Below are 22,291 nucleotides of genomic sequence, written 5' to 3'. Positions count from 1 at the left end.
GCGAAACGGTTACTTGCTCATGGTGGCGATGTTGAACACCTGCTCGAGCATCGGATTAAAGGTGAACCCTTTGACCTCTTTGTTCATCGCCAGCTGGTAGTTTTTCTGGAACAGATAAACGTAGGCCGCCTCGTCGATAACCACCTTCTGTGCCTGCTGGTAATCTTTGGTGCGTTCTGCCTGGTCGGTGGTTTTCAGCGCGGCCTGCAGCAGGGAATCGACCTCTTTGTTCTCATAGAACGAGCGGTTGCCCGGCAGCCCTTTTTTGTCCGATTCGAACCAGTAGTTCATGAACATGTACGGGTCGGCAAAGTCCGGGCTCCAGTTGCCGATGGCAATGTCGTAATCGCCTTTTCCGACGCGGTCGCGCATGGTCGCATTGGCCAGTTTTTCCAGCTTGACGTTAATGCCGATCTTGCCGAGGCTGGCCTGAGTGGAGAGGGCGATAGGCTCCCAGTTCGGATCGTTGTCCGAGTAGAGGAAGGTCAGGCTGGCGGGTTTGTCTTTGACCTTCTCCAGCGCCGCTTTGGCTTTGGCCTCGTCAAAGCTGTACTGCATTGCCGTGGCGTCAAAGCCCCACATGCCTTCCGGGATCGGGCCGCGCATCTGCTTGCCGTTGCCGCTCAGAATGCCTTTCACCATCCCCTGGTAATCCGTCGCCCAGGAGATGGCCCGGCGTAAATCCACCTGATTGAGCGGCGCTTTACCGTTGTTGAGATAGAGGTAAGTCACGCGCAGGGACGGGTATTCCGCGACGGCGACTTTACCTTCCTGCTTCAGCGCTGCGAGCTGATCGACCGGCAGGGAGTCGGCAATGTCCAGATCGCCGCGGGAAAGCTGCAGTCGGCGCGAGGCGCTCTCACCGATAATTTTCACCGATACGCGCTTAAAGTGCGGCTTTTCACCCTGCCAGTGGGGGTTAGGGACCAGGATCAGCTGCTGGCCTTTCTGCCAGCTTTTCAGCATAAACGGCCCGGAACCGGCGGTGTTTTGCGCCAGAAAACCGCGCGCATCGTCTGCGGCATTGGCCTTCAGCACCGCCGGGTTAATGATGGACGCCCCGTCGTTTGCCAGGGTGTAGAGGAAAGGCGCGAACGGCTGGCTGAGGGTGAACTTCACCGTATGGTCATCAACGGCATCTATTTTCAGATCTTTCGGGAAGGCCTCAGACGGCCCCTGGCTGAGCTTCAGCAGGCGCTCAAAGGAGAGTTTGACCGCCTCGGCGGTAACCGGCGTGCCGTCGGAGAATTTGGCGTTATCCGCCAGGGTGAAGGTCCACTCTTTCTGGTCGTCGGAAGCTTTCCAGCCCGTCGACAGATCGCCTTCTACCTCGGTAGAGCCTGGCTTGTACTTGACCAGACGCTGGTAGGACGGATAGGTGACGGTCCAGTCGTTGTTATCAATGGTGATGGCCGGATCGAGCGTTTGCGGGTCGGCGGCTTTACCGATGACCAGCATGTCTTTCGGGACGGCAGCCAGCGCCAGCGGTGCGCTCAGGGCCAGCGTGGCGGCAATGATGGTCGTGAGAAGCGATGTTTTCATGGCAGTGCTCCAGGTTCAAAGAGAGGTGTGCGTCAGGGGAAAACAGGCAAAACGGTCGTCAAGCAGCGGGTAGCTGGCGGCGTTCGGCAGTTCGAAGTGCCACCATTCGCTGCTGATACCCACAAAACCGCCGCCAAACATGATGGCGTTCAGCAGCAGACGGTTACGCTGGGCGTGCGGCGGCACGGAGGGGTGATACGGATGCGATCGGTCATGCATTTCGTCAAAACCGGCGCCCATATCCAGCACGGCGTTATGTTCGTCCATCAGGGTGACGTCGATGGCCGTGCCGCGGCTGTGGTTGGAGCCAATCGCCACGTCGACCACGTATTCCGGGTTGGGGCAGGCCTCCCACAGCTGAGCCTGCGCCTGCTGCGGCCGATAGGCGTCGTAGACCACCAGCTTCAGCCCGGCCAGCGTGGCAATGCTGATGGCTTTTGCCAGCGCGGTAGCGGCATCGGTATGCAGCAGGCACAGCGCCTCCTGATAGATCGGACGGCCGGTGATGTTGTCGGCGGTGGCGTATTTCAGATCGATATGCAGCGTGGGGAACGTCTTCGCCACATCAATCAGTTCACTCTCTACGGGCATAGCTCCGCTCCTTTAGCGTTCGAATTGACCAAACTCTTGTTGTAATTGTCGGTTTACCGCCAGACGAGCCGGAAGCGCATCACCCAGCGCTTCCACCACGCCCGACAGCAGCAGGTTGAACAGGCAGCTTACGGGGGCAAGTGAATCCCAGAAATGACCGGTATCGGTTTTCACCTGCAGCAAATCCATCGGGTAATCCCGCGCCCACGGGCACCAGATGTCGGTGATTAAGGCCAGCGGAATGCCTTTCTCGCTCGCGACGCGGCAGTACTGGCGCGCCATTGCGGAGTAGGTACGCGTATCTGTCAGCACGACATAAGGGTGCGAGAACCCCGAGTTCAGGGATTCCACCCAGCTGCCGGATGCCCCTTCGGAGTAGCTCACCCGCGGGCGGAGGTATTCAAGGTGGCTGAAGAAAGCGTTGGCGATCCCGCGCGTGGACTGGATCCCCAGCACAAAGACCGCGTCCGCGTGGGCCAGATGGTGTACCACCTGGCGGAAGGCGTCCGTTTGCGCCAGCTGGTACACCTGCGTGATGGCATCCACTTCCAGCGACAGGGCGTGCTGAAGGCGGCTGGAAAGAGGGCGCTGCTGCTGCCAGGAGTCGAGCCGCTCGTTCATGCCCCAGGGCTGATACGGATCGCGCAGGCTTTTTTTGGCATCTTCCAGGTTGCGGTACCCCAGCTTGCGCAGGAAGCGTCCGACGGTAATTCCGCTGGTCCCGCTCGCCTGACCCACACTTTCCGCCGTTTCAAACGGGATTTGCGCGGCGTGCGCCAGCAGCCAGCTTCCGACCCGCTTTTCGCTGGGCGTGAGCTGGCTGAACGTCGCTTCGATACGGCTCAGCATCTCAGGTTTCGTCGTCATATCGCCTCGCTGTTAACAGGCTGTCAATGGTCGAATTTGTGTTACCCGGTTAACAATGCATGACGCGTGCCATATTCACAGGCGGGCGAAAACCCGCTGCGCAGTAAACTTCATGCAATATTTAGTTAACCAATGATCAACATTTGTGCAGCGTAGTTCACTTTTGGTGCACTGGCTGAGCGGGCAGGTATGAATTTGGTGAATACGTCAGTCCGTTCACATTTTTGATAAGATAGATGTACTGTGAATATAAAAGGGATCCCGGCATGGCAAATCTGCCCTGGCGAGTCAGCGTGCGCCTGATCGCGCTTGCAAAGAAAACAGGAATGATCGTGGGGATCGTACTGGTCGTCCTGCTGGCGGTGCGGGTCTATCTCTCGCAGCAGGGGCCGGAACTGCACCTGTGGCACACCTGGCGGGCCAATGAAATGTCCGCGCGCGAGATGGACAACACCGACTTTGCCGGGTATCAGGCCCGGGAAAGGGCGATTTTCACCGATCTGGATAACGCGGTGACGGCGAAAACAGCGGGCGAGGAACAAACCCCGTTAAACCGCTATTACCGCCAGAGCCTGGTGTGGCCCGGTCAGTTTGACCCCGATGCCAACTGCTCCTTAGTGCTGATGCCGGCCGGAAAGCCACGCGGCGCGGTGGTGCTGCTGCACGGGCTGACGGATTCGCCTTACAGCGTCAGGCGTCTTGCCGTGAACTATCAGCAGCACGGCTTTGTGGCCGTGGTCCCGCGTCTGCCCGGGCACGGCACCGCGCCCGGCGCGCTGACGGACGTTGACTGGGAGATGTGGCTGGCGGCGACGCGTCTTGCGGTGCGGGAAGCCACGCGCCTGGCGGGTGAAGCTGTGCCTTTGCATCTGGTGGGCTACTCCAACGGCGGGGCGCTGGCGATGAAATATACCCTCGATGCGCTTGACACTTCTGCGCTGCGTAAACCCCAGCAGGTGATCCTGCTCTCACCGATGATCGGCGTGACGTCCTTTGCGCGCTTTGCCGGGTTCGCCGGGTTACCGGCGCTGCTGCCGGCGTTTGCTAAAGCAGCCTGGCTGAATATTGCGCCGGAATATAATCCGTATAAATACAATTCTTTCCCGGTTAACGCCGCTCGCCAGTCTTGGCTGCTGACGAAGGCCCTGCAGGAGCAGATTGGCCGTGAGGCGCGGGAAAACAGGCTGGCGAATTTGCCGCCGGTGCTGGCGTTCCAGTCGGTCATGGATTCTACGGTCAGCACCCGCGCGGTGGTGACCGGCCTGTTTGACCAGCTTCCGGCAAACGGCAGCGAACTGGTGGTGTTTGACATCAATCAGGCAGCCAGCTTCCGTCCGCTGTTCAAACCGTCGTCGTGGACGGCAACCTCGGCGCTGCTGCCGGTTGCGCAAAGGCGTTACAGTGTCACTGTTATCACCAATGCCGGCGAGCACAGTTTCTCGACGGTGGCGAAAATCACTCCAGCAGGCAGCACGCAGGAGACGGTCGTGCCGCTTGCGCAGTCCTGGCCGCAGGATGTCTATTCCCTGTCGCACGTTGCGGTGCCGTTCCCGCCGGATGACGATCTTTATGGTCGTGAACCTGCAGTGAAAAACCGCTACGGCATCAGCCTCGGGACGATTGCGCTCTGGGGAGAAACGTCCGTGTTGAGCGTCGGAAAAGAGGCGCTGATGCGGGTCACCTCGAACCCGTTCTACGACTATATGCAGGAGAGGATCGACAGCCGGATTGGCGACGGGGGAAAGTAACGTTCCTTTGTGGTGTGAATAAGTTAGGTCGCATTGATTAAGTATGTTAAATAGTAGCTTCAAGGCACCTCTTTTTCTCATCGGAACCCATTTTTGTGCTGACGACTCTGATTTACCGAAGCCAGTTGAATTTATCCCGCCCGTCCACCGAACTGCGGGAGCTGGTGGAGCGCGCCAGGGGCCGCAACACAAAACTGGATATTACCGGCGTCCTCCTGGCTAAAGGGAACGACGTTCTGCAGATCCTCGAAGGGTCCGAAGATAGTGTGGTCAAACTGTTCCATACCATCCGTGAGGACAAGCGGCACAGCGGGGTGGTAGAACTGCTGCGGGACTATGGTCCGCGCAGACGCTTCGAAAACGTCGGCATGCTGCTATTTGATCTGCAAACGCAGTCGCCGAAAGAGGTGCTGCAGTCGGTGCTGCGCTACAGCAAGCTGGAGAGCTATCTGACCTCCGACGATCGGGTGTTCAAATTTATTCAGACCTTTATAACCGGTAAACGTCCGGCCCCGTCGGGGGCACGCTACACCGCGGACAAATGGACGCTCTCGACCGAAACGCTACCCTTTGGCGAACATCTGGGCCTGATTGCCGGGCAAACCTGCCAGTTTGCGCTGCAGCCTATTGTCGAGCCCTCGGAAGGGAAGATCAGCTCCCTTGAGGCGCTTATCCGTAGCAACGACGGCGGCAGCCCGGAGCATTTCTTCAGCACTGTCGACCCGGACAGAATCTACGAAGTCGATCTCCAGACAAAAGCCTATGCCTTTGCGCTGGCGGAAAAGCTGGGCATTGGCAGCCATAAAATCGCGGTAAACCTGCTGCCCATGTCGCTGGTGAATGTCCCCGGCGCCGTGGAATTTCTGGTCAATCAGATTAAAAAGCATGGCCTTCAGCCGGAGCAGGTGGTCATTGAAGTCACTGAAAACGAGATGATCTCCGGGTTCAACCAGTTTAACAGCGCCATCAAGCAGCTTCGCGGCGAGGGGATTGGCCTGGCGATCGATGATTTTGGTTCGGGCTATGCCGGGCTTTCGCTGCTGACCCGCTTCCAGCCGGACAAGATTAAAATCGACCGCGAAATTGTCAGCAACATCCACCTGAGCGGCCCGAAGCAGGCGATCGTGCGCTCCATCATCAGCTGTTGCTCCGATCTGGAAATCACCCTGGTGGCTGAAGGTATTGAGAAAATAGAAGAGTGGTGCTGGCTTGAATCCGCCGGTATCCGTCGTTTCCAGGGCTTCCTGTTTGCCCGGCCGCAGCTAAATGGCGTTGGTGATATTCACTGGCCTCATCTGGTGCGTTAAGCCAATTTTCCCTCCCGTTGTTTCCCCTTTGCCCGGCCTGTGCTTAAATAGCTAAAACGGTTTAACATAGTTTAGCTAAGAGGATCACATGAAGAAAATCTGGGTACTTGGCGATGCGGTAGTGGATTTACTGCCAGATGGAGAAGGCAGATTGCTGCAGTGTCCCGGCGGCGCACCGGCAAACGTTGCGGTCGGTATTGTCCGGCTCGGCGGCCAGAGCGCCTTTATCGGCAGGGTTGGCGACGATCCTTTCGGGCGCTTTATGGCGAAAACGCTCGCTGACGAGCGGGTTGACGTGACGTGGATGCGCCTTGACCCGGCGCACCGCACCTCAACGGTAGTGGTCGATCTCGACGACCACGGCGAGCGCTCGTTTACGTTCATGGTGCGCCCGAGCGCCGATCTGTTTCTGGAACCCGCCGATCTGCCACCGTTTAGCGCCGGAGAGTGGCTGCACGTCTGCTCCATCGCGCTAAGCGCCGAGCCGAGCCGTACTGCGACATTTGAGGCAATGGCCGCCATCCGTGAAGCGGGCGGTTACGTCAGCTTCGACCCCAATATTCGCCCGGACCTCTGGCCGGATGAGAACGCACTGCATGGCTGCCTGGAGCAGGCCCTGCAAAGCGCCGACGTGGTGAAACTTTCGGTAGAAGAGCTGGCCTTTTTCACCGGCAGCGCGGAGGTCAACGTTGGCCTGGAGGTGCTGATGCAGCGCTGCCCGGCGCGTCTGGTGCTGGTCACTCAGGGTAAAGAGGGCGTCATCGCCTGGCATGACGGCGCCGTGGAGCACTATCCGGCAACGCCCGTTGAGTGTGTCGATACCACCGGCGCGGGCGATGCCTTCGTGGCGGGACTGCTCTACGGGCTGGCTGCCGGGCAGGACCTGACGCCGGTTATCGCGCTCGCCCAGCGCTGCGGCGCGCTGGCCACCACCGCCAAAGGGGCGATGACCGCGTTGCCCTGGCAGCACGAACTGTAATTCCTCCCTTCACTGGCCGCCATCCGGCGGCCTGAATTGTCGCCTCGATCACACTTACTAAAACGGTTTAGCAAAAAAGATTGCCGATTCAAAATTCACAGGTTTAGTATCAGCAACCTAAACCGGTTTAGCAATTTAGCACGTTTAATGACTTCTTTTAGGGATGCGACAAAATGTATAAAAAACGCAGACTTGCCGTGATGATAGGCATGCTGGCCGGAAGTACCTCTGTTTTTGCCCAAACGGATATGACAAGTATCGAAGCGCGTCTTGCCGCGATGGAGCAGCGCCTCCAGGCGGCGGAAACGCGTGCGCAGGTGGCTGAAAAACGCGCCGCCGATGCGGAACAAAAAACGCAGCAGCTGGTTGCCGCTCAGCAGCAGACGCAAACGACAACTCAGGCGGTGGCGCAGCGCACCACCGCGCTGGAGAAGAAGGCGGATCAGACCGGCGGGTTTGAGTTCCACGGCTACGCCCGCTCGGGCCTGCTGATGAATGATGCCGCCTCCAGCAGCAAAAGCGGCCCTTATCTGACCCCGGCCGGAGAAACCGGCGGCGCGGTGGGGCGTCTGGGTAACGAAGCCGACACCTACGTCGAGCTGAACCTGGAGCACAAGCAAACCCTGGATAACGGGGCGACCACGCGCTTCAAGGCGATGCTGGCCGACGGTCAGAGAACCTATAACGACTGGTCAGCCGATACCAGCGATCTCAATATTCGTCAGGCCTTCGCGGAGCTGGGCAACCTGCCTGATTTTACCGGCGCGCTGAAGGGGAGTACCTTCTGGGCGGGTAAACGCTTCGACCGGGACAACTTTGATATTCACTGGCTGGATTCCGACGTGGTGTTCCTGGCCGGTACCGGCGGCGGCGTCTATGACGTGAAATGGAACGATTCGCTGCGCAGTAACTTCTCCATTTACGGCCGCAACTTCGGCAGCGTGGAGCAGACCGACAACAACGTTCAAAACTATATCCTCAGCATGAACCACTTCGCTGGTCCGTTCCAGCTGATGGTGAGCGGCCTGCGGGCGAAAGATAACGACGACCGTAAAGACACTAACGGCGATCTCATCAAAACGGATGCCGCCAATACCGGCGTTCATGCCCTGGTCGGCTTGCATAATGACAGCTTCTACGGCCTGCGCGAAGGGACTGCCAAAACGGCGCTTCTGTACGGTCACGGTCTGGGGGCGGAAGTCAAAAGCATCGGCTCCGACGGCGCGTTGCTGTCTGAGGCGGATACCTGGCGCTTCGCAAGTTACGGTGTCACGCCTGTGGGCGGCGGCTGGAGCGTTGCGCCCGCCGTTCTGGCGCAGAGCAGTAAAGATCGCTACGTCAAGGGCGATAGCTATGAGTGGGTAACGCTCAACACCCGCCTGATTAAAGAGGTCACCCAGAATTTCGCGCTGGCGTTTGAGGGAAGCTATCAGTACATGGATTTAAATCCGGAAGGCTATAAGGACCGCAACGCCGTCAACGGCAGTTTCTACAAGCTGACCTTTGCGCCAACCTTAAAAGCGAGCAAAATCGGCGATTTCTTCAGCCGTCCTGAGCTGCGCCTGTTTGCCACCTGGATGGACTGGAGCAGCAAACTGGATCATTACGCCAGCGATGATGCCTTTGGCAGCAGCGGCTTCAACGCCGGCGGGGAATGGAACTTTGGGGTCCAGATGGAAACCTGGTTTTAACCCATCACGCTCCCGCCTGGCGGGAGCGTTTCGTACATCATAAAAAGAAGTCAGGCAGAGGTATCTATGGATTTTAATCAAATCGCCCGCGAGCTTATCCCGCTGCTCGGTGGCAAGGAAAATATCGCCAGCGCGGCGCACTGCGCTACGCGTCTTCGTCTGGTGCTGGTCGATGACGCGCTGGCGGATCAGCAGGCCATCGGCAAGGTCGACGGCGTAAAAGGCTGCTTCCGTAACGCCGGGCAGATGCAGATGATTTTTGGTACGGGCGTGGTCAACAAGGTTTATGCCGCGTTTATTCAGGCGGCCGGGATAAGTGAGTCCAGCAAGTCGGAAGCCGCAGATCTGGCGGCGCGCAAGCTGAACCCGTTCCAGCGCATTGCCCGTCTGCTCTCCAACATCTTTGTGCCAATCATCCCTGCGATTGTGGCGTCCGGTCTGCTGATGGGCCTGCTCGGCATGGTGAAAACCTACGGCTGGGTCAATGCGGATAACGCCATCTACATCATGCTGGACATGTGCAGCTCGGCGGCGTTTATCATTCTGCCTATTCTGATTGGCTTCACCGCCGCGCGAGAGTTTGGCGGTAACCCGTACCTCGGCGCTACGCTGGGCGGGATTCTGACCCACCCGGCGCTGACCAACGCCTGGGGCGTGGCGTCGGGCTTCCACACCATGAACTTCTTCGGTCTTGAGATTGCGATGATTGGCTATCAGGGCACGGTATTCCCGGTGCTGCTGGCCGTCTGGTTTATGAGCATCGTCGAGAAAAACCTGCGCCGCGCGATCCCGGATGCGTTAGACCTGATCCTGACGCCGTTCCTCACCGTGGTTATCTCCGGCTTTATCGCCTTGCTGATTATCGGCCCGGCGGGGCGCGCGCTGGGCGACGGCATCTCCTTTATCCTGAGCACGTTAATTGAACACGCGGGCTGGCTGGCCGGGCTACTGTTCGGCGGGCTTTACTCGGTAATTGTGATCACCGGTATTCATCACAGCTTCCACGCGATCGAAGCAGGGCTGCTGGGTAACCCGTCGATTGGCGTTAACTTCCTGCTGCCGATCTGGGCCATGGCGAACGTGGCGCAGGGCGGCGCCTGTCTGGCGGTGTGGTTCAAAACCAAAGATGCCAAAATCAAAGCCATTACCTTACCGTCGGCGTTCTCTGCGATGCTGGGCATCACCGAAGCGGCCATTTTTGGTATTAACCTGCGCTTCGTTAAGCCGTTTATCGCCGCGCTGATCGGCGGCGCGGTGGGCGGTGCCTGGGTGGTCTCCGTGCGTGTGTATATGACCGCCGTCGGGCTGACCGCCATCCCGGGCATGGCCATCGTGCAGGCCAGCTCGCTGCTGAACTATATTATCGGCATGGTGATTGCCTTCGGCGTGGCGTTTACCGTCTCGCTGTTGCTGAAATATAAAACGGATTCTGAATAATGACGTTACCTTCCCGCTGGCCTGCGATCCTGCAGGCCGTTATGAAAGGTCAGCCGCGGGCGCTGGCGGATAGCCACTATCCGCAATGGCACGCCGCGCCGGTGACGGGGCTGATGAACGACCCGAACGGGTTTATCTGGTTTGCCGGCCGCTACCACCTGTTCTATCAGTGGAACCCGCTGGACTGCGAGCATCGCTTCAAGTGCTGGGGGCACTGGAGCTCTGCGGACCTCGTGCACTGGCGGCATGAGCCGCTGGCGCTGATGCCCGACGAAGAGTATGACCGCAACGGCTGCTACTCCGGCAGCGCCGTGGACAACCAGGGCGTTTTGACACTGTGCTACACCGGCAACGTCAAGTTCGATGACGGCAGCCGCACCGCCTGGCAGTGCCTGGCCGTGGAGCAGCCGGACGGAACGTTTACGAAGCTGGGGCCGGTGCTGGCGCTGCCGGAAGGCTACACCGGACACGTGCGCGACCCGAAGGTGTGGCAGCACGACGGGGAGTGGTACATGGTGCTCGGCGCGCAGGATGTGCAAAAGCGCGGCAAGGTGTTGCTCTTTAAGTCAGCCGATTTGCACGCCTGGACGTCCTGCGGGGAGATCGCCGGTCACGGGGTTAACGGCCTGACGGACGCGGGTTATATGTGGGAGTGTCCGGACCTGTTTGACCTCGACGGAACGCATGTTCTGATCAGCTGTCCGCAGGGGCTGGCGCGCGAGCAGTATCGCTACCTCAATACCTATCCGGCTACCTGGATGAGCGGGGCGTTTGATTACGCCAGCCCCACATTCGATCACGGCGAGCTGCACGAGCTGGACGCGGGGTTTGAGTTTTACGCACCGCAAACCACGCTGGCGGAAGACGGACGCCGCATTCTGATCGGCTGGATGGGCGTACCGGACGGGGAAGAGATGCTTCAGCCAACCCGGGCGCACGGCTGGATGCACCAGATGACCTGCCCGCGCGAATTACGGTACCGCGACGGCAGGCTCTGGCAGATCCCGGCGCGCGAGCTGGCGGCGCTGCGTGAAGATGAGCAGCGCTGGCAGGGGCGCGCCAGCGACGCGCCCGAACTGGACGCGACGCGTCTGGAGTTTGAGCTTAGCGCCGCGCACGTGAGCGTCGATTTTGCCGGCGCGCTGCGTCTCATGGTTGATGAGCAGGGCATACGTCTTGAACGCGCGAGCCTCAAAACCGGTGAAACGCTGACCCGCTACTGGCAGGGCGACGTCACTCATTTACGCGTTCTCTGCGACCGCTCCAGCGTCGAAATCTTCATTAACCACGGCGAAGGGGTGATGAGCAGCCGCTATTTTCCTGCCCATCCGGCCCGGGTGCGATTCGAAGGTGCGTCCGATATCACATTACGCTACTGGTCGCTGCGCGCCTGCATGATAGAATGAGGGTTTTGGCAGCCGGATCTAAGTCGTTGTGAGAAAAACAAAACGCGTCACCATTAAAGACATCGCGGAGCTGGCGGGCGTGTCAAAAGCCACCGCCAGCCTGGTCCTGAACGGGCGCAGCAAAGAGCTTCGCGTGGCGGAAGAGACGCGCGAGCGCGTGCTGGCGATTGCAAAAGAGCACCACTATCAGCCCAGCATTCACGCCCGGTCACTGCGCGATAACCGCAGCCACACCGTTGGTCTGGTGGTCCCGGAGATCACCAACTACGGTTTTGCCGTGTTTTCTCACGAGCTGGAAACGCTGTGCCGCGAGGCGGGCGTTCAGCTGCTGATCTCCTGCAGCGATGAAAACCCGGGGCAGGAGACGGTAGTGGTGAACAACATGGTGGCGCGTCAGGTGGACGGGCTGATTGTGGCCTCCAGCATGCTCAACGACGCGGACTACCATAAGCTCAGCGAGCAGCTGCCGGTGGTCCTGTTTGACCGCCACATCAACGACAGCGCGCTGCCGCTGGTGATCACCGATTCCATTACCCCGACGACCGAACTGGTGGCCGACATTGCGCGCCAGCATCCTGATGAGTTCTACTTTCTCGGCGGCCAGCCCCGCTTATCCCCGACGCGCGACCGTCTGGAAGGGTTTAAGCAAGGGCTGCGTGAGGCCGGCGTGGAGCTGCGCCCCGAGTGGATCATTCACGGCAACTATCACCCGAGCTCGGGATACGAGATGTTTGCTGAACTCTGCGCCCGCCTGGGGCGTCCGCCAAAAGCGCTCTTCGCCGCCGCCTGCGGGCTGCTGGAAGGGGTGCTGCGCTATATGGGCCAGCATAACCTGCTGCAAAGCGATATCAGGTTAGCCAGTTTTGACGATCACTATCTCTACGATTCGCTGACGATCCCGGTGGATACCATCCGCCAGGATAACCGACAGCTGGCGTGGCACTGCTTTGATTTGATTAGCAAACTGATCGAGGGGGAGACCCCGGAACCGTTGCAACGCAAGCTATCTGCCACCCTGCAGCGGCGCTATAAGTCATCGAAATAGCCCGACTGGATACTTCAATAACTTTAATTAATTTAAGTTTTGGAAGCGCCGATAACCATGAGGAATAATTCTCCTTGAGGTATTGGTTTATGTCGTTGAAAAAGTCGTCCCTGATTGTCCTGTTCTCGCTGCTTTTCTTCTTTGTTGTCAGCACCGTCACCAGCGTTGGCCTCATCATTAAAAGTAATAATTCGCTGGATAACGTCAACAAAGAGATCCAGGTTGTGTTGTCCATTATTGACCCCATCAACCACAGCCGTACGCTACGCGTGAGGGTTATGGAGTATGTGAAGATGGTGGAAGCGGGTAATACTGCCGACGAGGCTGCCAAGCTTACCGCCGTGAAAGAGGCGCTGACCAAAGCGGACCACGCCTTTGCGGCCTTTATGGCGTCGCCGCGTCTGCCGGATGAAGCGCCGCTGGTGACAGCCTATCAGGACGGCTGGCAAAACTACCGCAACCAGGGGCTGGCGCCGCTGATCGACGCCGCCGAGGCGCACGATGTGGCTAAATTCAACGCGCTGATCCCGGAAGTCTCCCGCCTTGACCGCCAGTACGAGATCGTTCTCGACCAGGTGCTTTCCGTCCACCAGAAATACGCCAAAAGCCTGAACGAAGATGCGAGCAGTAACTTCGTCTCTGGCCTGGCGATCGTTGCCGCTATCGCCAGCCTGTTTGTGGTGGTGATTATCGCCGTCAGCCTGCTGATGAAGCGCTTTGTCTTTGCGCCGATCAACCTGGCGCGCGAACACTGCAGCCAGATTGCGGCAGGCAAGCTGGACATTCCGGTGCCGGTGAAGGGGAGCGCACATAACGAAATCGATCATCTTATGAGCTCGATGGAGCAGATGCGTCAGGCGCTGCTGGCGACAATCGCCCAGGTGCGCGATGCGAGCCATACCGTAACGCACGCAGCGCAGGAGATTGCCTCCGGAAATATCGACCTGGCGTCACGCACCGAACAGCAGGCTTCGGCGTTAACCCAGACGGCGGCCAGCATGGAAGAGCTGAGCGCGACGGTGGCGAATAATACCGACAACGTTTATCAGGCCGGTAAACTGGTGCAGGACGCGGTGAAAAATGCCCACACCGGTGAAGCGGTGACCCGTGAAGTCATCGACACGATGAATACCATCGCGGCGAACTCAAAGCGTATCGAAGACATTACCAGCGTGATTAACAGCATCGCCTTCCAGACCAACATCCTGGCGCTGAACGCGGCGGTTGAAGCGGCGCGCGCCGGTACGCAGGGTCGCGGCTTTGCGGTCGTGGCCAGTGAAGTGCGCACTCTGGCGCAGAAAAGCGCGGTGGCGGCGAAAGATATCGAAAGCCTGATCGCGCAGTCGGTATCCAGCGTGAAAAACGGTGCGGAGCTGGTGAGCCGCTCGGGCGAGGTGATTGACTCGATCATTACGTCGGTGAATAAAGTGAATACGCTGATGGAGCAGATCTCCGTCGCCTCCGAAGAGCAGAGCCGCGGGATCGGCCAGGTCGGGCAGGCGGTGACCGAAATGGACGGCGTGACCCAGCAGAACGCCGCGCTGGTGCAGCAGTCCGCCGCCGCAGCAGCCTCGCTGGAAGAGCAGGCGCAGCAGCTTTCACGGAGTATTTCGAGTTTTAGGTTGCCGGTGCAGGCTTGATTGAATGAGGGGAGGCTCCTGAGGGGGCCTTTTATCAACTTAGTGTGTGAAACTTTCTAAGTTGCTTCCCCATGAGGTCAGCTTGTAGACCTAATAGAACTGTTTTAATACCACTTATTGTATTTCACATAAATAAAAGAAATAGCAAGCACCCAAACGAAGCTGAGTAAAGCAGCATGCCCTGGTACAAACCGTACAAATAGATATATCCCAATCACAATAAGCAATGCAGGGACCAGATAAAAAAACGACTTCAAAAGCCATAAGATTGCTTGCTTCATTTCCGGAGTATCTCGTACAAAGCGTCACCAATAACTTGCTCGTTATTATCCCCAGAGTTTACCTGGTAGATAATTTCAGACATTTGCGGTTCGATTAAGAAATATAACATCTCAATATTTTCTTTATAAAGCGCCTGGTAGTACTGAGGATCCTGAAATTTGAGTCGATTAGCTGCAGATGCAGCTACCTGAGCCTTTGAGTAAAGCGTGGCACCATTAACAAACCATGTCGAGAATGAGTTAACAAGCCTGATGTGATTTTGCTTGAAATCCCTGCTGTTGATAATCAGATTCGCAAGTGTAAAGGAGAGGGCTAACTTGCTGGCTTTAGCCGATGCATGTTCGGCGGCTTTTCCCAATAAGTTATGGATATTTGCAATCAGGTCCTTGCTTTTTTGTTCGCCCAGTCTATTGAGAGTTTTCCTAAAATAGATTTCAACCATGTCTAAAGTGACATCTTTTCGGTTGTAAATTTCACCTAAGGCAAGGACCAAGCGTTTGTCTTCACGCCAGGTATCACGGCAAGCGTTACGATAATATTCGTCTGGCATCAGGCATGCACCGTAGCTAACCAGCCGCTGTGTGCCCTGTTTCACCTTTTCCAGGGTTGCCATATGGTCTTCATGCATGTCTCGAAGTGAGTTTGTTAGTGCAATAGCTAACTGTTTATTCGACTGCATTTTCAGTTGCAAATAGTTTTGTGCCATTTTATATAACCTTGCAGTATCATTATCTTATTATCATTGATCATGATTGAGAAAGGAGCAACAACGGAAATGGGAAAGCGCAAGAGTGCTTTGGTTTATGTCCTGACCGTCATTATATTTTTGCTTATTATTCCTGAGATCATTCTGCGTGTATGCACGTCCGAGCAACTTGGTCGTATCAGCGACTTTACCAGTTTAGGTGGCTTGTTAAATCCACTATTGTCCTTGCTCATCTTCCTCGCTCTGGTGTCGATCATACTGGCCGCCATCGCTATCGCATTCGTTAAGCGAATTATTCGCAAAAAATGATGGTCTGAAGGTGACTCATAGCGAGCGCCAGCCCTAACCGCTATGAGTCCAGTTTCCGCAGCACAAAAAATTTTATATTCACCCCAGCAATATTTCTCTTCCTCATCCGTCTACCTCATCACAAGCCATAATCAGTTACTGTAAACGAGGTAAACACCATGAGAGATTTTGAACTGCACGGCAGGGGTCACGGGCGCGGATTCGGTCGCCACCGTATGGGTAAGGGCTTAATCATCGGCGCGGTGATTTTCATCGTGCTCGGCCTGCTGGTGATGTCCCTGTGGAACGCCTTACTCCCGGCCATCCTCGGCGTGAAGGCCATCGGATTCTGGCAGGCGCTGGGCATTCTGGTGCTGAGCCGCATTCTGTTTGGCGGGTTAGGTTTCCGCCCCGGAATGTTTGGCGCGCACCGCCGGATGCACGAGCGCTGGATGAACATGACTCCCGAACAGCGCGAGGCGTTTATTCAGCAGCGTCGTGAAGGGTTTGGTCGTCACGGTCGCGGGCACTGCGGCTGGCACGGCCATCGTGACGATAAGCGCGATGACGCCACGCCGAAAGCGCCGGACGCAGAGTGAGCGAGATGAAAGCCGGGGAGGCGGGCGGATCCATGCTGATGTCGGCGCTCAATGCCTGCCGCGCCCGGCTGACAGCCTTCATTCGCGGACGGACCTCCGTGCGCGATGATGCCGACGACATTTTGCAGGAAGTGACGTATCAGCTGATGAAAGTGGAGCAGCCGGTCGAAAACGTCGCCGCCTGGCTGTTCCGCGCGGCGCGTAACGAGATGACCGACCGGGCGCGTAAAAAGCGTGAGGTATCGCTCTCCGGCTATTTTACGGGCGATGACGACGACGGTTTTCCGGAAGACGAGCTGGCCGAAACCCTGTTCGGCGTACCGCACACGCCGGAAGAGGAGTACCTCAAGACGCTGCTGTGGCAAGAGCTGGGGCAGGCGCTGTCTGAACTTCCTCCGCCGCAGCGCGAGGCGTTTGAAAAGACCGAGCTCCACGGTTACAGCATTAAAATGCTGGCAGAGGAGACCGGCGCCAGCGAACAGGCGCTGTTATCCCGCAAGCACAAGGCGGTGCTGTTTCTGCGCACGCGGCTGCGGGACGTCTATGACGCGCTGACGGGCGAATAGCGGCGACAGACAAAACCTTACACTTCCGGCACTTGTAGATTCATCACTATCGTTTATGATCGGGGCGTCTCGTCACTCTGGAATGTTATGCGCAACCGTCAGCTCCTCGGAAAATGGCTTTTGATTATCACCTGTCTCGCGATGGCGCTTTGCCTCGTGCAGCGCGCGGTGATGCTCAACCATTTTTTACAGGGACTGGATCCGCAGATTTCACTGAGTGCAGATGCCCCAACGCAAACCAGCACCGAGCAGTCCGGGCCATCGCCCTGTCAGCTAGGCGCGCACTCGCTTCTCTGCGCCCAGCCGCTGTTTTTCGACGGCGCGCTGCCGGCCATTATTATCTTCTTCGCGCTGCTGCAGCTGTTTACGCACGGGCGGGCAATGGCTCCTGCGCAACAGCCCGTTCAGGCTCCGCCTCCCCGAATACACCTGAAAAACTGCGTTTTCCGTGAATGAAAAACATCGTCACCACACGATAATTTTTCACTGTTCACGGAGTACAACATGGTTAACCTCTTCAGGGGATTCGTCTTCCTGTGGCTGTCCTGCATCGGCATTGCCCATGCGGCAGACACCGGCTGGCTGGTCTCCCCACAAAACGATCACGCCCGCATCCGCTTTCAGGCGGAGAGGGAACAAACGCATGTTAAAGGCCTGCTCACCGTTGAGCTAAAGCCCGGCTGGAAAACCTACTGGCGATCGCCGGGCGAGGGCGGCGTGGCGCCGAAAATTAGCTGGCCGGAAGGCGTAACGGACAGCTGGTCCTGGCCGGTGCCGTCGCGCTTCGATATCTCCGGCATGACCACGCAGGGCTATCACGATAAGGTGACGATCCCGATTACGCTCGACGGAGCGAAGGGCGACACGCTCGACGGGACGCTAACGCTCTCTACGTGCAGCAACGTCTGCCTGCTGACGGACTACCTGCTGCACCTCGATTTTACCCAGCCGGTGGATGAGGGCTTCCGCAGCGCCTTCGAGCAAGCGATGCGCGCCGTGCCGGGCACGTCTGGCGTATCCACGGATCTCTCCGCCTGGCTCTCTGGCGACAAGCTGGTGATTACCGGCACCACGGACGGGAAGTGGGACAATCCGGGGATCTACTTTGATCCGCTGGAGGGCGATATTCTGCCCGGCGAGCCGGTTATTAAACATGACGGCACTGCGCTTCGGGTGACGGTACCCGTGACCGACGAATGGGGAGACAAACCCGCCTCGCTGGCAGGCAAAAGGCTGTCGTTTGTGCTGACCAACGGCGATCGGGCGCAGCAAACCACCATGACCGTTGGGACAACGCCCGAAGAGACCTCCGCGCCGGGCGGGACGGGAAAAATGGTGCTCTTTGCGCTGCTGGGCGGGCTGATCCTGAACCTGATGCCCTGCGTGCTGCCGGTGATGGGCATGAAGCTTAACAGCATCCTTCAGGCGGGATCGGACAGGCGTACCATCCGGCTACGCTTCTTCGCCACCAGCGCCGGGATCCTCACCTCCTTTATGCTGCTGGCCGGGATGGTCACCGCGCTGAAGCTGGCCGGAGCGTCGCTGGGGTGGGGCATTCAGTTCCAGAACCCGTGGTTTATCGGCCTGATGGTCGCCGTGACCTTCCTGTTTGCGCAGAACCTGTTTGGAGCATTTGAAATGCTGCTGCCTTCTTGTGCCGCAGGACGGCTGGCGACGGCAGGAGGATCGGGGATCGGCGGCAGCTTTTGCGAAGGGATGTTCGCCACTCTGCTGGCGACGCCGTGCTCCGCGCCGTTCCTCGGTACGGCGGTTGCCTTTGCCCTTGGCGCGCCGCTGCACGCCCTGTGGCTGATCTTCCTGATGCTCGGCGTGGGCATGAGCCTGCCGTGGCTGTTCGTTGCCCTGGTGCCGAAAACGGCCATGCTGCTGCCAAAACCCGGCCGCTGGATGAACACGCTCAAAACGATCCTGGGCCTGATGATGCTGGCCTCCAGCCTCTGGCTGGCGACGCTGTTGAGCGTGCATCTGGGCGAGGCGGTCAGCCAGATCGTGATGCTGGGGCTGACTGCCCTCGCGCTGGTGCTGTTTGCGCTAAAGGGGCAAAAATCTTCGCCGCTGTTCTGGCTGGTGGTCATCGCGCTGTCGGCGTTCGGCGGGTATCAGGTGCGCGGTCTGCTTAACGCGGCGCCTGACGCTCCGGCACAAAACGTTGCGCAGACTATCCCGTGGCAGCCGCTCAGTGAAAAGGCTATCGAGAACGCGCTGGCGCAGGGGAAACGGGTGTTTGTGGATATTTCCGCGGACTGGTGCGTGACCTGCAAAGTTAACGAGCATCGGGTGCTCAGCCAGCCGGACGTGATTGCCGCGCTGCGCCAGCCGGACGTGGTGGCCCTGCGCGGAGACTGGAGCCAGCCGTCCGCGTTTATCGCGGATTTTCTGGCGAAGCGAAACCGCTACGCCATTCCGTTTAACGCGGTGTATGGCCCCGGCCAGCCTGATGGCGAGATCCTCTCGCCGCTGCTGGACAAGCGCACCCTGGCCACCACCCTGAACAACGCAAAAGGCTAACTGTGTCATGAAAAAACTCTTTATTACGCTGCTGCTCCTGCTGGCCCCGCTTCAGGTATTCGCCGCGCAGCCGCTGACGCCGGACCAGGAGCAGCGTGCGCAAAAGATGATCGCTGATTTCCTGTTTAACGATCCGAACTCCCCGCGCATCGGTGCGAAAAACCCAAAGCTCACCCTGGTGGTGTTTACCGACTACAACTGCCCGTACTGTAAAAAATTCGATCCGTACCTGGAGAAGATTGTCGAAAAACATCCGGACGTGGCGGTGGTCTTTAAGTTTTTACCTTTCCGCTCGGAAAGTTCGCTGACCGCCGCACGAGACGCGTTAACCGTCTGGCGTGCGCATCCTGAGCAGTTTATGAAGCTGAACCACACCCTGATGGCGAAAAAGGGGTACCACGATGACGCCAGCATTCAGGAGGCGCAAAAGCGGGCGGGCGTGAGCGTGACGACGCCGGATGAGGAGAGTTTTCTGACGATCAGGCGAAGCCTCATTGTGGCGGAAAAAATGGGGATCCAGGGCACGCCCGCCACGCTTATCGGCGAGGGGCTGCTTCCCGGCTGGGTGCCGTTCGAACAGTTCGACGAAATGGTCAGTGAAGCACTGAAAAACCGCTAACCTGAAGGGGGCGAAATGCCCCCGATAAACCGGAGAGGGAAATGAAAAAATTACTGTTACTTTCGGCGCTGGCGACGTCAGGGCTGGTACAGGCGGCTGAAGCCATACCGGACGTGGTGAAGCAGTTCAGCGAGCAGCAGCAGATCAAAATCATCAAGAAGCTGGATGCGCCGGGCGGAGCGCCAGCCTGGCTCGGGCAGTATCAGGATATGGGCGTGACGCTCTTTCTCACGCCGGACGGCAAGCACGTGATCTCAGGCTATCTTTATGATGACAAAGGGAAGAACCTCAGCGAGGGCTACTTCCAGAAAGAGATCTACGCCCCGATGGGACGCGAGATGTGGAAAAACCTCAACGCGGCGCATCCCCTGAAGGAAGGGGCGGATAACGCCCCGCGTAAGGTCTTTGTGTTTGCCGATCCGTTCTGTCCGTACTGCAAGCAGTTCTGGTCCGAGGCGCAGCCGTGGGTGAAGGCCGGTAAGGTGCAGCTCAATACGCTGCTGGTGGCGTTCCTCAACCCCAACAGCGGACGCAACGCCGCCGCCATTCTGAATGCGAAAGATCCGGTTGCGGCCTGGCGCGAATACGAGCTTTCCGGCGGCAAAAAACTGCCCAAGCCTGAAGGGGACGCTTCTCGCGAAACGGTCGAGATCCTGCAGAAGCACCAGGCGCTGATGGACAGCCTGGGCGCTAACGCCACGCCGGCCATTTATTATCTGAATGCGGAAAACGAGCTGCAGCAGGTGGTGGGTATGCCGGATGCGCAGCAGCTTGAGGCGATGTTCGGGCCGAAGCCGTAAAAGACCAGGCAGAAACGGGGCGTTTCTGCCTGGTGGTCACTCAACTACCCCAGCGTCCGCGGAGGTAGTTTACCGCCTGCTGCGTCTGCGGCTGGTTCAGGTAATCTTCCCGGAACAGGATGGTGCCGTTGACGTTGGGCAGCGAATCGTTGAGATCGAGCTGCTTTTTCAGCTCCGGCACGCCGCCCTGAACCGTCCAGTCCGGCTCTTTTCTCGACGGCTCGCCCACCTTGTAGAACGCAATGCCGATATACAGGCGAGTGTGGGTCGGCTTCACCACGTCGGCCCACCATCTGGTCAGCACGTCATAGCGCGCGGCATCACGGGAGAAGGGCCAGTAAATCTGCGGCGCGATGTAGTCCAGCAGGCCCTGCTGCACCCACTGACGCGTATCGGCGTAGGATTCATCATAGGCCGCGGCGCCGCGGGTGTCGGAGCCTGCCGGGTCAAAGGAGCGGTTACGCCACACGCCCGCCGGGCTGACGCCAAACTCCACGTTGGGCTTTGTCTGCTTGATCGCGCGGGAGACCTGGACAATCAGCTGCTGCGTATTGTGTCTACGCCAGTCGGCTTTTGAGGCAAACCCCTGGCCGTACTGCCGCCAGCTCTGCGCGTCATTGAGCGCGGATCCCGGCGATTCGGCATAGAAGTAATCATCAAACTGCACGCCGTCTACCGGGTAGTTCGCCACCACTTCGGTCACCACTTTGGTTATCCAGTCGCGCACCTCCGGAATGCCCGGGTCGAGCACAAAGCGGTCACCCGAGATGCGGACCCATTCCGGGTGCTGGACATAAACGCTGGGCGGCGTCTGGTATGACGTCCGGTTCAGGGCGGCGATGGTGGACGGTTTGGTGTTGGTCGATACGCGATAGGGGTTAAACCAGGCATGGACCTTCATGCCGCGCCTGTGCGCTTCATCAAGCATAAACTGCAGCGGATCGTATCCCGGATACTCACCGATGTTGCCGGTCAGCATATCTGACCACGGTAAAATTTTAGATGACCAGAGCGCCGTGCTGTCCGGTTTCACCTGGAAAAATACCGTGTTGATGCCGAGCTGCTTAAGGTTGTCGAGCTTTGCGATCAGCGCCTGCTTTTGCATCGCGATGCGCTGGTCCGCGCTGCGGCCATTCACCGAGGCCACCGGCGGCCAGTCGAGACGCGAGACGGTCGCCAGCCAGATCCCGCGCATCGGCTCGTTTGCCTGCGGCGTCGGTTTGTTGACGGTGGGAAGAGGGGTAACCAGTGATTTGGGTGGTTTTGAGGAGCAGCTCACAAGTAAAAGCGCGCAGGCAGCCAGCGCACCGATCCGTTTTACGTGTCGCGTCATTTGCGTATTAGCTCTTGATAATCCGACTGTTGGCCCAGGGATTAAAGGCGGGCGCCGCCTGCTCTGTATTTCCCTCATCATCGAGAGAGTCCAGATACAGGGCTTCCACTTCCGCGCGCGCCCATGGGGTACGGCGCAGAAATTTCAGGCTCGATTTAACGCTGGGGTCTTTTCTGAAACAGTTAATTTTGATGCGGTCGCCCAACTCGCTCCAGCCATATTTCGCCACCAGGGCGTTGACCATCATCTCCAGCGTTACGCCATGCAAAGGATCTTTGGAAATATGTGCAGTCATAGGCGTCCGGATGTCTCGATT

At 58.3% G+C, this 22,291-nt stretch carries 21 protein-coding genes; 15 read left to right on the top strand and 6 right to left on the bottom strand.

Translation table 11 applies throughout. The annotated features are described in order from the left end of the window. Window positions 1–9: 9 nt before the first annotated feature. The 3 genes from FOY93_RS11670 to FOY93_RS11660 are packed head-to-tail and all read right to left on the bottom strand — an operon-like array spanning window position 10 to window position 3,000. The gene (locus FOY93_RS11670; protein ID WP_143345152.1) at window positions 10–1,542 is read right to left on the bottom strand and encodes an ABC transporter substrate-binding protein; all 1,533 of its coding nucleotides are present in this window, start codon (window positions 1,540–1,542) and stop codon (window positions 10–12) included. Window positions 1,543–1,557: 15 nt separating this feature from the next. Continuing rightward, entirely contained in the window at window positions 1,558–2,133 is a 576-nt protein-coding gene (gene ddpX, locus FOY93_RS11665) for a D-alanyl-D-alanine dipeptidase (RefSeq protein WP_111963605.1), read from the bottom strand. A gap of 12 nt (window positions 2,134–2,145) precedes the next feature. After that, window positions 2,146–3,000, bottom strand: a complete 855-nt coding sequence (locus FOY93_RS11660) for a MurR/RpiR family transcriptional regulator (RefSeq protein ID WP_111963604.1) — start codon at window positions 2,998–3,000, stop codon at window positions 2,146–2,148. 266 nt (window positions 3,001–3,266) lie between these two features. On the opposite strand from FOY93_RS11660, the gene FOY93_RS11655 reads away from it, so the two are divergent. The 8 genes from FOY93_RS11655 (at window position 3,267) to FOY93_RS11620 (ending at window position 14,253) form a co-directional block, all read left to right on the top strand. Beyond that, complete coding sequence (locus FOY93_RS11655) at window positions 3,267–4,748, top strand: alpha/beta hydrolase (RefSeq protein ID WP_136194903.1); 1,482 nt, start codon at window positions 3,267–3,269, stop codon at window positions 4,746–4,748. Window positions 4,749–4,843: 95 nt separating this feature from the next. After that, window positions 4,844–6,055, top strand: coding sequence for a diguanylate phosphodiesterase (locus FOY93_RS11650; protein ID WP_143345151.1), 1,212 nt, complete (start codon window positions 4,844–4,846; stop codon window positions 6,053–6,055). 88 nt (window positions 6,056–6,143) lie between these two features. After that, on the top strand, window positions 6,144–7,034 hold the full coding sequence (gene cscK / locus FOY93_RS11645; protein WP_133294463.1) for a fructokinase: 891 nt from the start codon (window positions 6,144–6,146) through the stop codon (window positions 7,032–7,034). Window positions 7,035–7,207: 173 nt separating this feature from the next. Further along, the gene (locus tag FOY93_RS11640; RefSeq protein ID WP_143345150.1) at window positions 7,208–8,725 is read left to right on the top strand and encodes a carbohydrate porin; all 1,518 of its coding nucleotides are present in this window, start codon (window positions 7,208–7,210) and stop codon (window positions 8,723–8,725) included. A 66-nt stretch (window positions 8,726–8,791) separates the two neighbouring features. Beyond that, window positions 8,792–10,162, top strand: coding sequence for a sucrose-specific PTS transporter subunit IIBC (locus FOY93_RS11635; RefSeq protein ID WP_143345149.1), 1,371 nt, complete (start codon window positions 8,792–8,794; stop codon window positions 10,160–10,162). Next, on the top strand, window positions 10,162–11,568 hold the full coding sequence (locus tag FOY93_RS11630; protein ID WP_143345148.1) for a sucrose-6-phosphate hydrolase: 1,407 nt from the start codon (window positions 10,162–10,164) through the stop codon (window positions 11,566–11,568). Before FOY93_RS11635 ends, FOY93_RS11630 begins: the two co-directional genes overlap by 1 nt. A gap of 28 nt (window positions 11,569–11,596) precedes the next feature. After that, window positions 11,597–12,613 (top strand): LacI family DNA-binding transcriptional regulator, encoded by a 1,017-nt coding sequence (locus FOY93_RS11625; protein WP_136194898.1) that lies wholly within the window; start codon window positions 11,597–11,599, stop codon window positions 12,611–12,613. An 89-nt stretch (window positions 12,614–12,702) separates the two neighbouring features. Then, window positions 12,703–14,253, top strand: coding sequence for a methyl-accepting chemotaxis protein (locus FOY93_RS11620; protein WP_143345147.1), 1,551 nt, complete (start codon window positions 12,703–12,705; stop codon window positions 14,251–14,253). Between the two features lie 277 nt (window positions 14,254–14,530). Here FOY93_RS11620 and FOY93_RS11615 read toward each other — a convergent pair whose 3' ends face one another. After that, on the bottom strand, window positions 14,531–15,241 hold the full coding sequence (locus FOY93_RS11615; RefSeq protein ID WP_168708004.1) for a hypothetical protein: 711 nt from the start codon (window positions 15,239–15,241) through the stop codon (window positions 14,531–14,533). A gap of 69 nt (window positions 15,242–15,310) precedes the next feature. Between FOY93_RS11615 and FOY93_RS11610 the strand changes: the two genes are divergently transcribed. The 7 genes from FOY93_RS11610 (at window position 15,311) to dsbG (ending at window position 20,642) form a co-directional block, all read left to right on the top strand. Continuing rightward, entirely contained in the window at window positions 15,311–15,550 is a 240-nt protein-coding gene (locus tag FOY93_RS11610) for a hypothetical protein (RefSeq protein ID WP_133294458.1), read from the top strand. 158 nt (window positions 15,551–15,708) lie between these two features. Further along, window positions 15,709–16,128 carry a hypothetical protein gene (locus FOY93_RS11605; protein WP_021240169.1) on the top strand — a complete coding sequence of 140 codons (420 nt, stop codon included), beginning with the start codon at window positions 15,709–15,711 and terminating at the stop codon, window positions 16,126–16,128. Window positions 16,129–16,133: 5 nt separating this feature from the next. Next, window positions 16,134–16,694, top strand: coding sequence for an RNA polymerase sigma factor (locus FOY93_RS11600; RefSeq protein ID WP_133295432.1), 561 nt, complete (start codon window positions 16,134–16,136; stop codon window positions 16,692–16,694). Window positions 16,695–16,781: 87 nt separating this feature from the next. Further along, window positions 16,782–17,150, top strand: a complete 369-nt coding sequence (locus tag FOY93_RS11595; RefSeq protein WP_143345146.1) for a hypothetical protein — start codon at window positions 16,782–16,784, stop codon at window positions 17,148–17,150. A 48-nt stretch (window positions 17,151–17,198) separates the two neighbouring features. Further along, window positions 17,199–19,223 (top strand): protein-disulfide reductase DsbD family protein, encoded by a 2,025-nt coding sequence (locus FOY93_RS11590; RefSeq protein WP_143345145.1) that lies wholly within the window; start codon window positions 17,199–17,201, stop codon window positions 19,221–19,223. Window positions 19,224–19,230: 7 nt separating this feature from the next. Further along, a complete protein-coding gene (locus tag FOY93_RS11585) occupies window positions 19,231–19,842 on the top strand; it encodes a DsbA family protein (RefSeq protein WP_048029937.1) in 612 nt (203 codons plus the stop codon). Window positions 19,843–19,883: 41 nt separating this feature from the next. After that, a complete protein-coding gene (gene dsbG, locus FOY93_RS11580) occupies window positions 19,884–20,642 on the top strand; it encodes a thiol:disulfide interchange protein DsbG (RefSeq protein WP_133294455.1) in 759 nt (252 codons plus the stop codon). A gap of 40 nt (window positions 20,643–20,682) precedes the next feature. On the opposite strand, the gene FOY93_RS11575 is transcribed toward dsbG, so the two are convergent. Both FOY93_RS11575 and FOY93_RS11570 read right to left on the bottom strand, forming a co-directional pair. Beyond that, a complete protein-coding gene (locus FOY93_RS11575) occupies window positions 20,683–21,975 on the bottom strand; it encodes a glycoside hydrolase family 10-like protein (protein ID WP_143345144.1) in 1,293 nt (430 codons plus the stop codon). Between the two features lie 7 nt (window positions 21,976–21,982). Beyond that, window positions 21,983–22,270, bottom strand: coding sequence for a VF530 family protein (locus FOY93_RS11570; protein ID WP_111963589.1), 288 nt, complete (start codon window positions 22,268–22,270; stop codon window positions 21,983–21,985). Window positions 22,271–22,291 lie beyond the last annotated feature (21 nt).

This window comes from Enterobacter sp. 18A13 (assembly GCF_007035975.1).
Taxonomy (GTDB): domain Bacteria; phylum Pseudomonadota; class Gammaproteobacteria; order Enterobacterales; family Enterobacteriaceae; genus Enterobacter; species Enterobacter vonholyi.
This window is presented reverse-complemented; position numbering and strand designations above follow the sequence as displayed.

Coding starts and splice junctions, on each gene's coding strand:
- FOY93_RS11660 (WP_111963604.1), bottom strand. CDS start 3,000: ATGACGACGAAACCTGAGATGCTGAGCCGTATCGAAGCGACGTTCAGC.
- dsbG (WP_133294455.1), top strand. CDS start 19,884: ATGAAAAAATTACTGTTACTTTCGGCGCTGGCGACGTCAGGGCTGGTA.
- FOY93_RS11590 (WP_143345145.1), top strand. CDS start 17,199: ATGGTTAACCTCTTCAGGGGATTCGTCTTCCTGTGGCTGTCCTGCATC.
- FOY93_RS11570 (WP_111963589.1), bottom strand. CDS start 22,270: ATGACTGCACATATTTCCAAAGATCCTTTGCATGGCGTAACGCTGGAG.
- FOY93_RS11655 (WP_136194903.1), top strand. CDS start 3,267: ATGGCAAATCTGCCCTGGCGAGTCAGCGTGCGCCTGATCGCGCTTGCA.
- FOY93_RS11620 (WP_143345147.1), top strand. CDS start 12,703: ATGTCGTTGAAAAAGTCGTCCCTGATTGTCCTGTTCTCGCTGCTTTTC.
- FOY93_RS11600 (WP_133295432.1), top strand. CDS start 16,134: ATGAAAGCCGGGGAGGCGGGCGGATCCATGCTGATGTCGGCGCTCAAT.
- FOY93_RS11640 (WP_143345150.1), top strand. CDS start 7,208: ATGTATAAAAAACGCAGACTTGCCGTGATGATAGGCATGCTGGCCGGA.
- FOY93_RS11610 (WP_133294458.1), top strand. CDS start 15,311: ATGGGAAAGCGCAAGAGTGCTTTGGTTTATGTCCTGACCGTCATTATA.
- FOY93_RS11605 (WP_021240169.1), top strand. CDS start 15,709: ATGAGAGATTTTGAACTGCACGGCAGGGGTCACGGGCGCGGATTCGGT.
- FOY93_RS11670 (WP_143345152.1), bottom strand. CDS start 1,542: ATGAAAACATCGCTTCTCACGACCATCATTGCCGCCACGCTGGCCCTG.
- FOY93_RS11575 (WP_143345144.1), bottom strand. CDS start 21,975: ATGACGCGACACGTAAAACGGATCGGTGCGCTGGCTGCCTGCGCGCTT.
- cscK (WP_133294463.1), top strand. CDS start 6,144: ATGAAGAAAATCTGGGTACTTGGCGATGCGGTAGTGGATTTACTGCCA.
- FOY93_RS11630 (WP_143345148.1), top strand. CDS start 10,162: ATGACGTTACCTTCCCGCTGGCCTGCGATCCTGCAGGCCGTTATGAAA.
- ddpX (WP_111963605.1), bottom strand. CDS start 2,133: ATGCCCGTAGAGAGTGAACTGATTGATGTGGCGAAGACGTTCCCCACG.
- FOY93_RS11615 (WP_168708004.1), bottom strand. CDS start 15,241: ATGGCACAAAACTATTTGCAACTGAAAATGCAGTCGAATAAACAGTTA.
- FOY93_RS11635 (WP_143345149.1), top strand. CDS start 8,792: ATGGATTTTAATCAAATCGCCCGCGAGCTTATCCCGCTGCTCGGTGGC.
- FOY93_RS11595 (WP_143345146.1), top strand. CDS start 16,782: ATGCGCAACCGTCAGCTCCTCGGAAAATGGCTTTTGATTATCACCTGT.
- FOY93_RS11585 (WP_048029937.1), top strand. CDS start 19,231: ATGAAAAAACTCTTTATTACGCTGCTGCTCCTGCTGGCCCCGCTTCAG.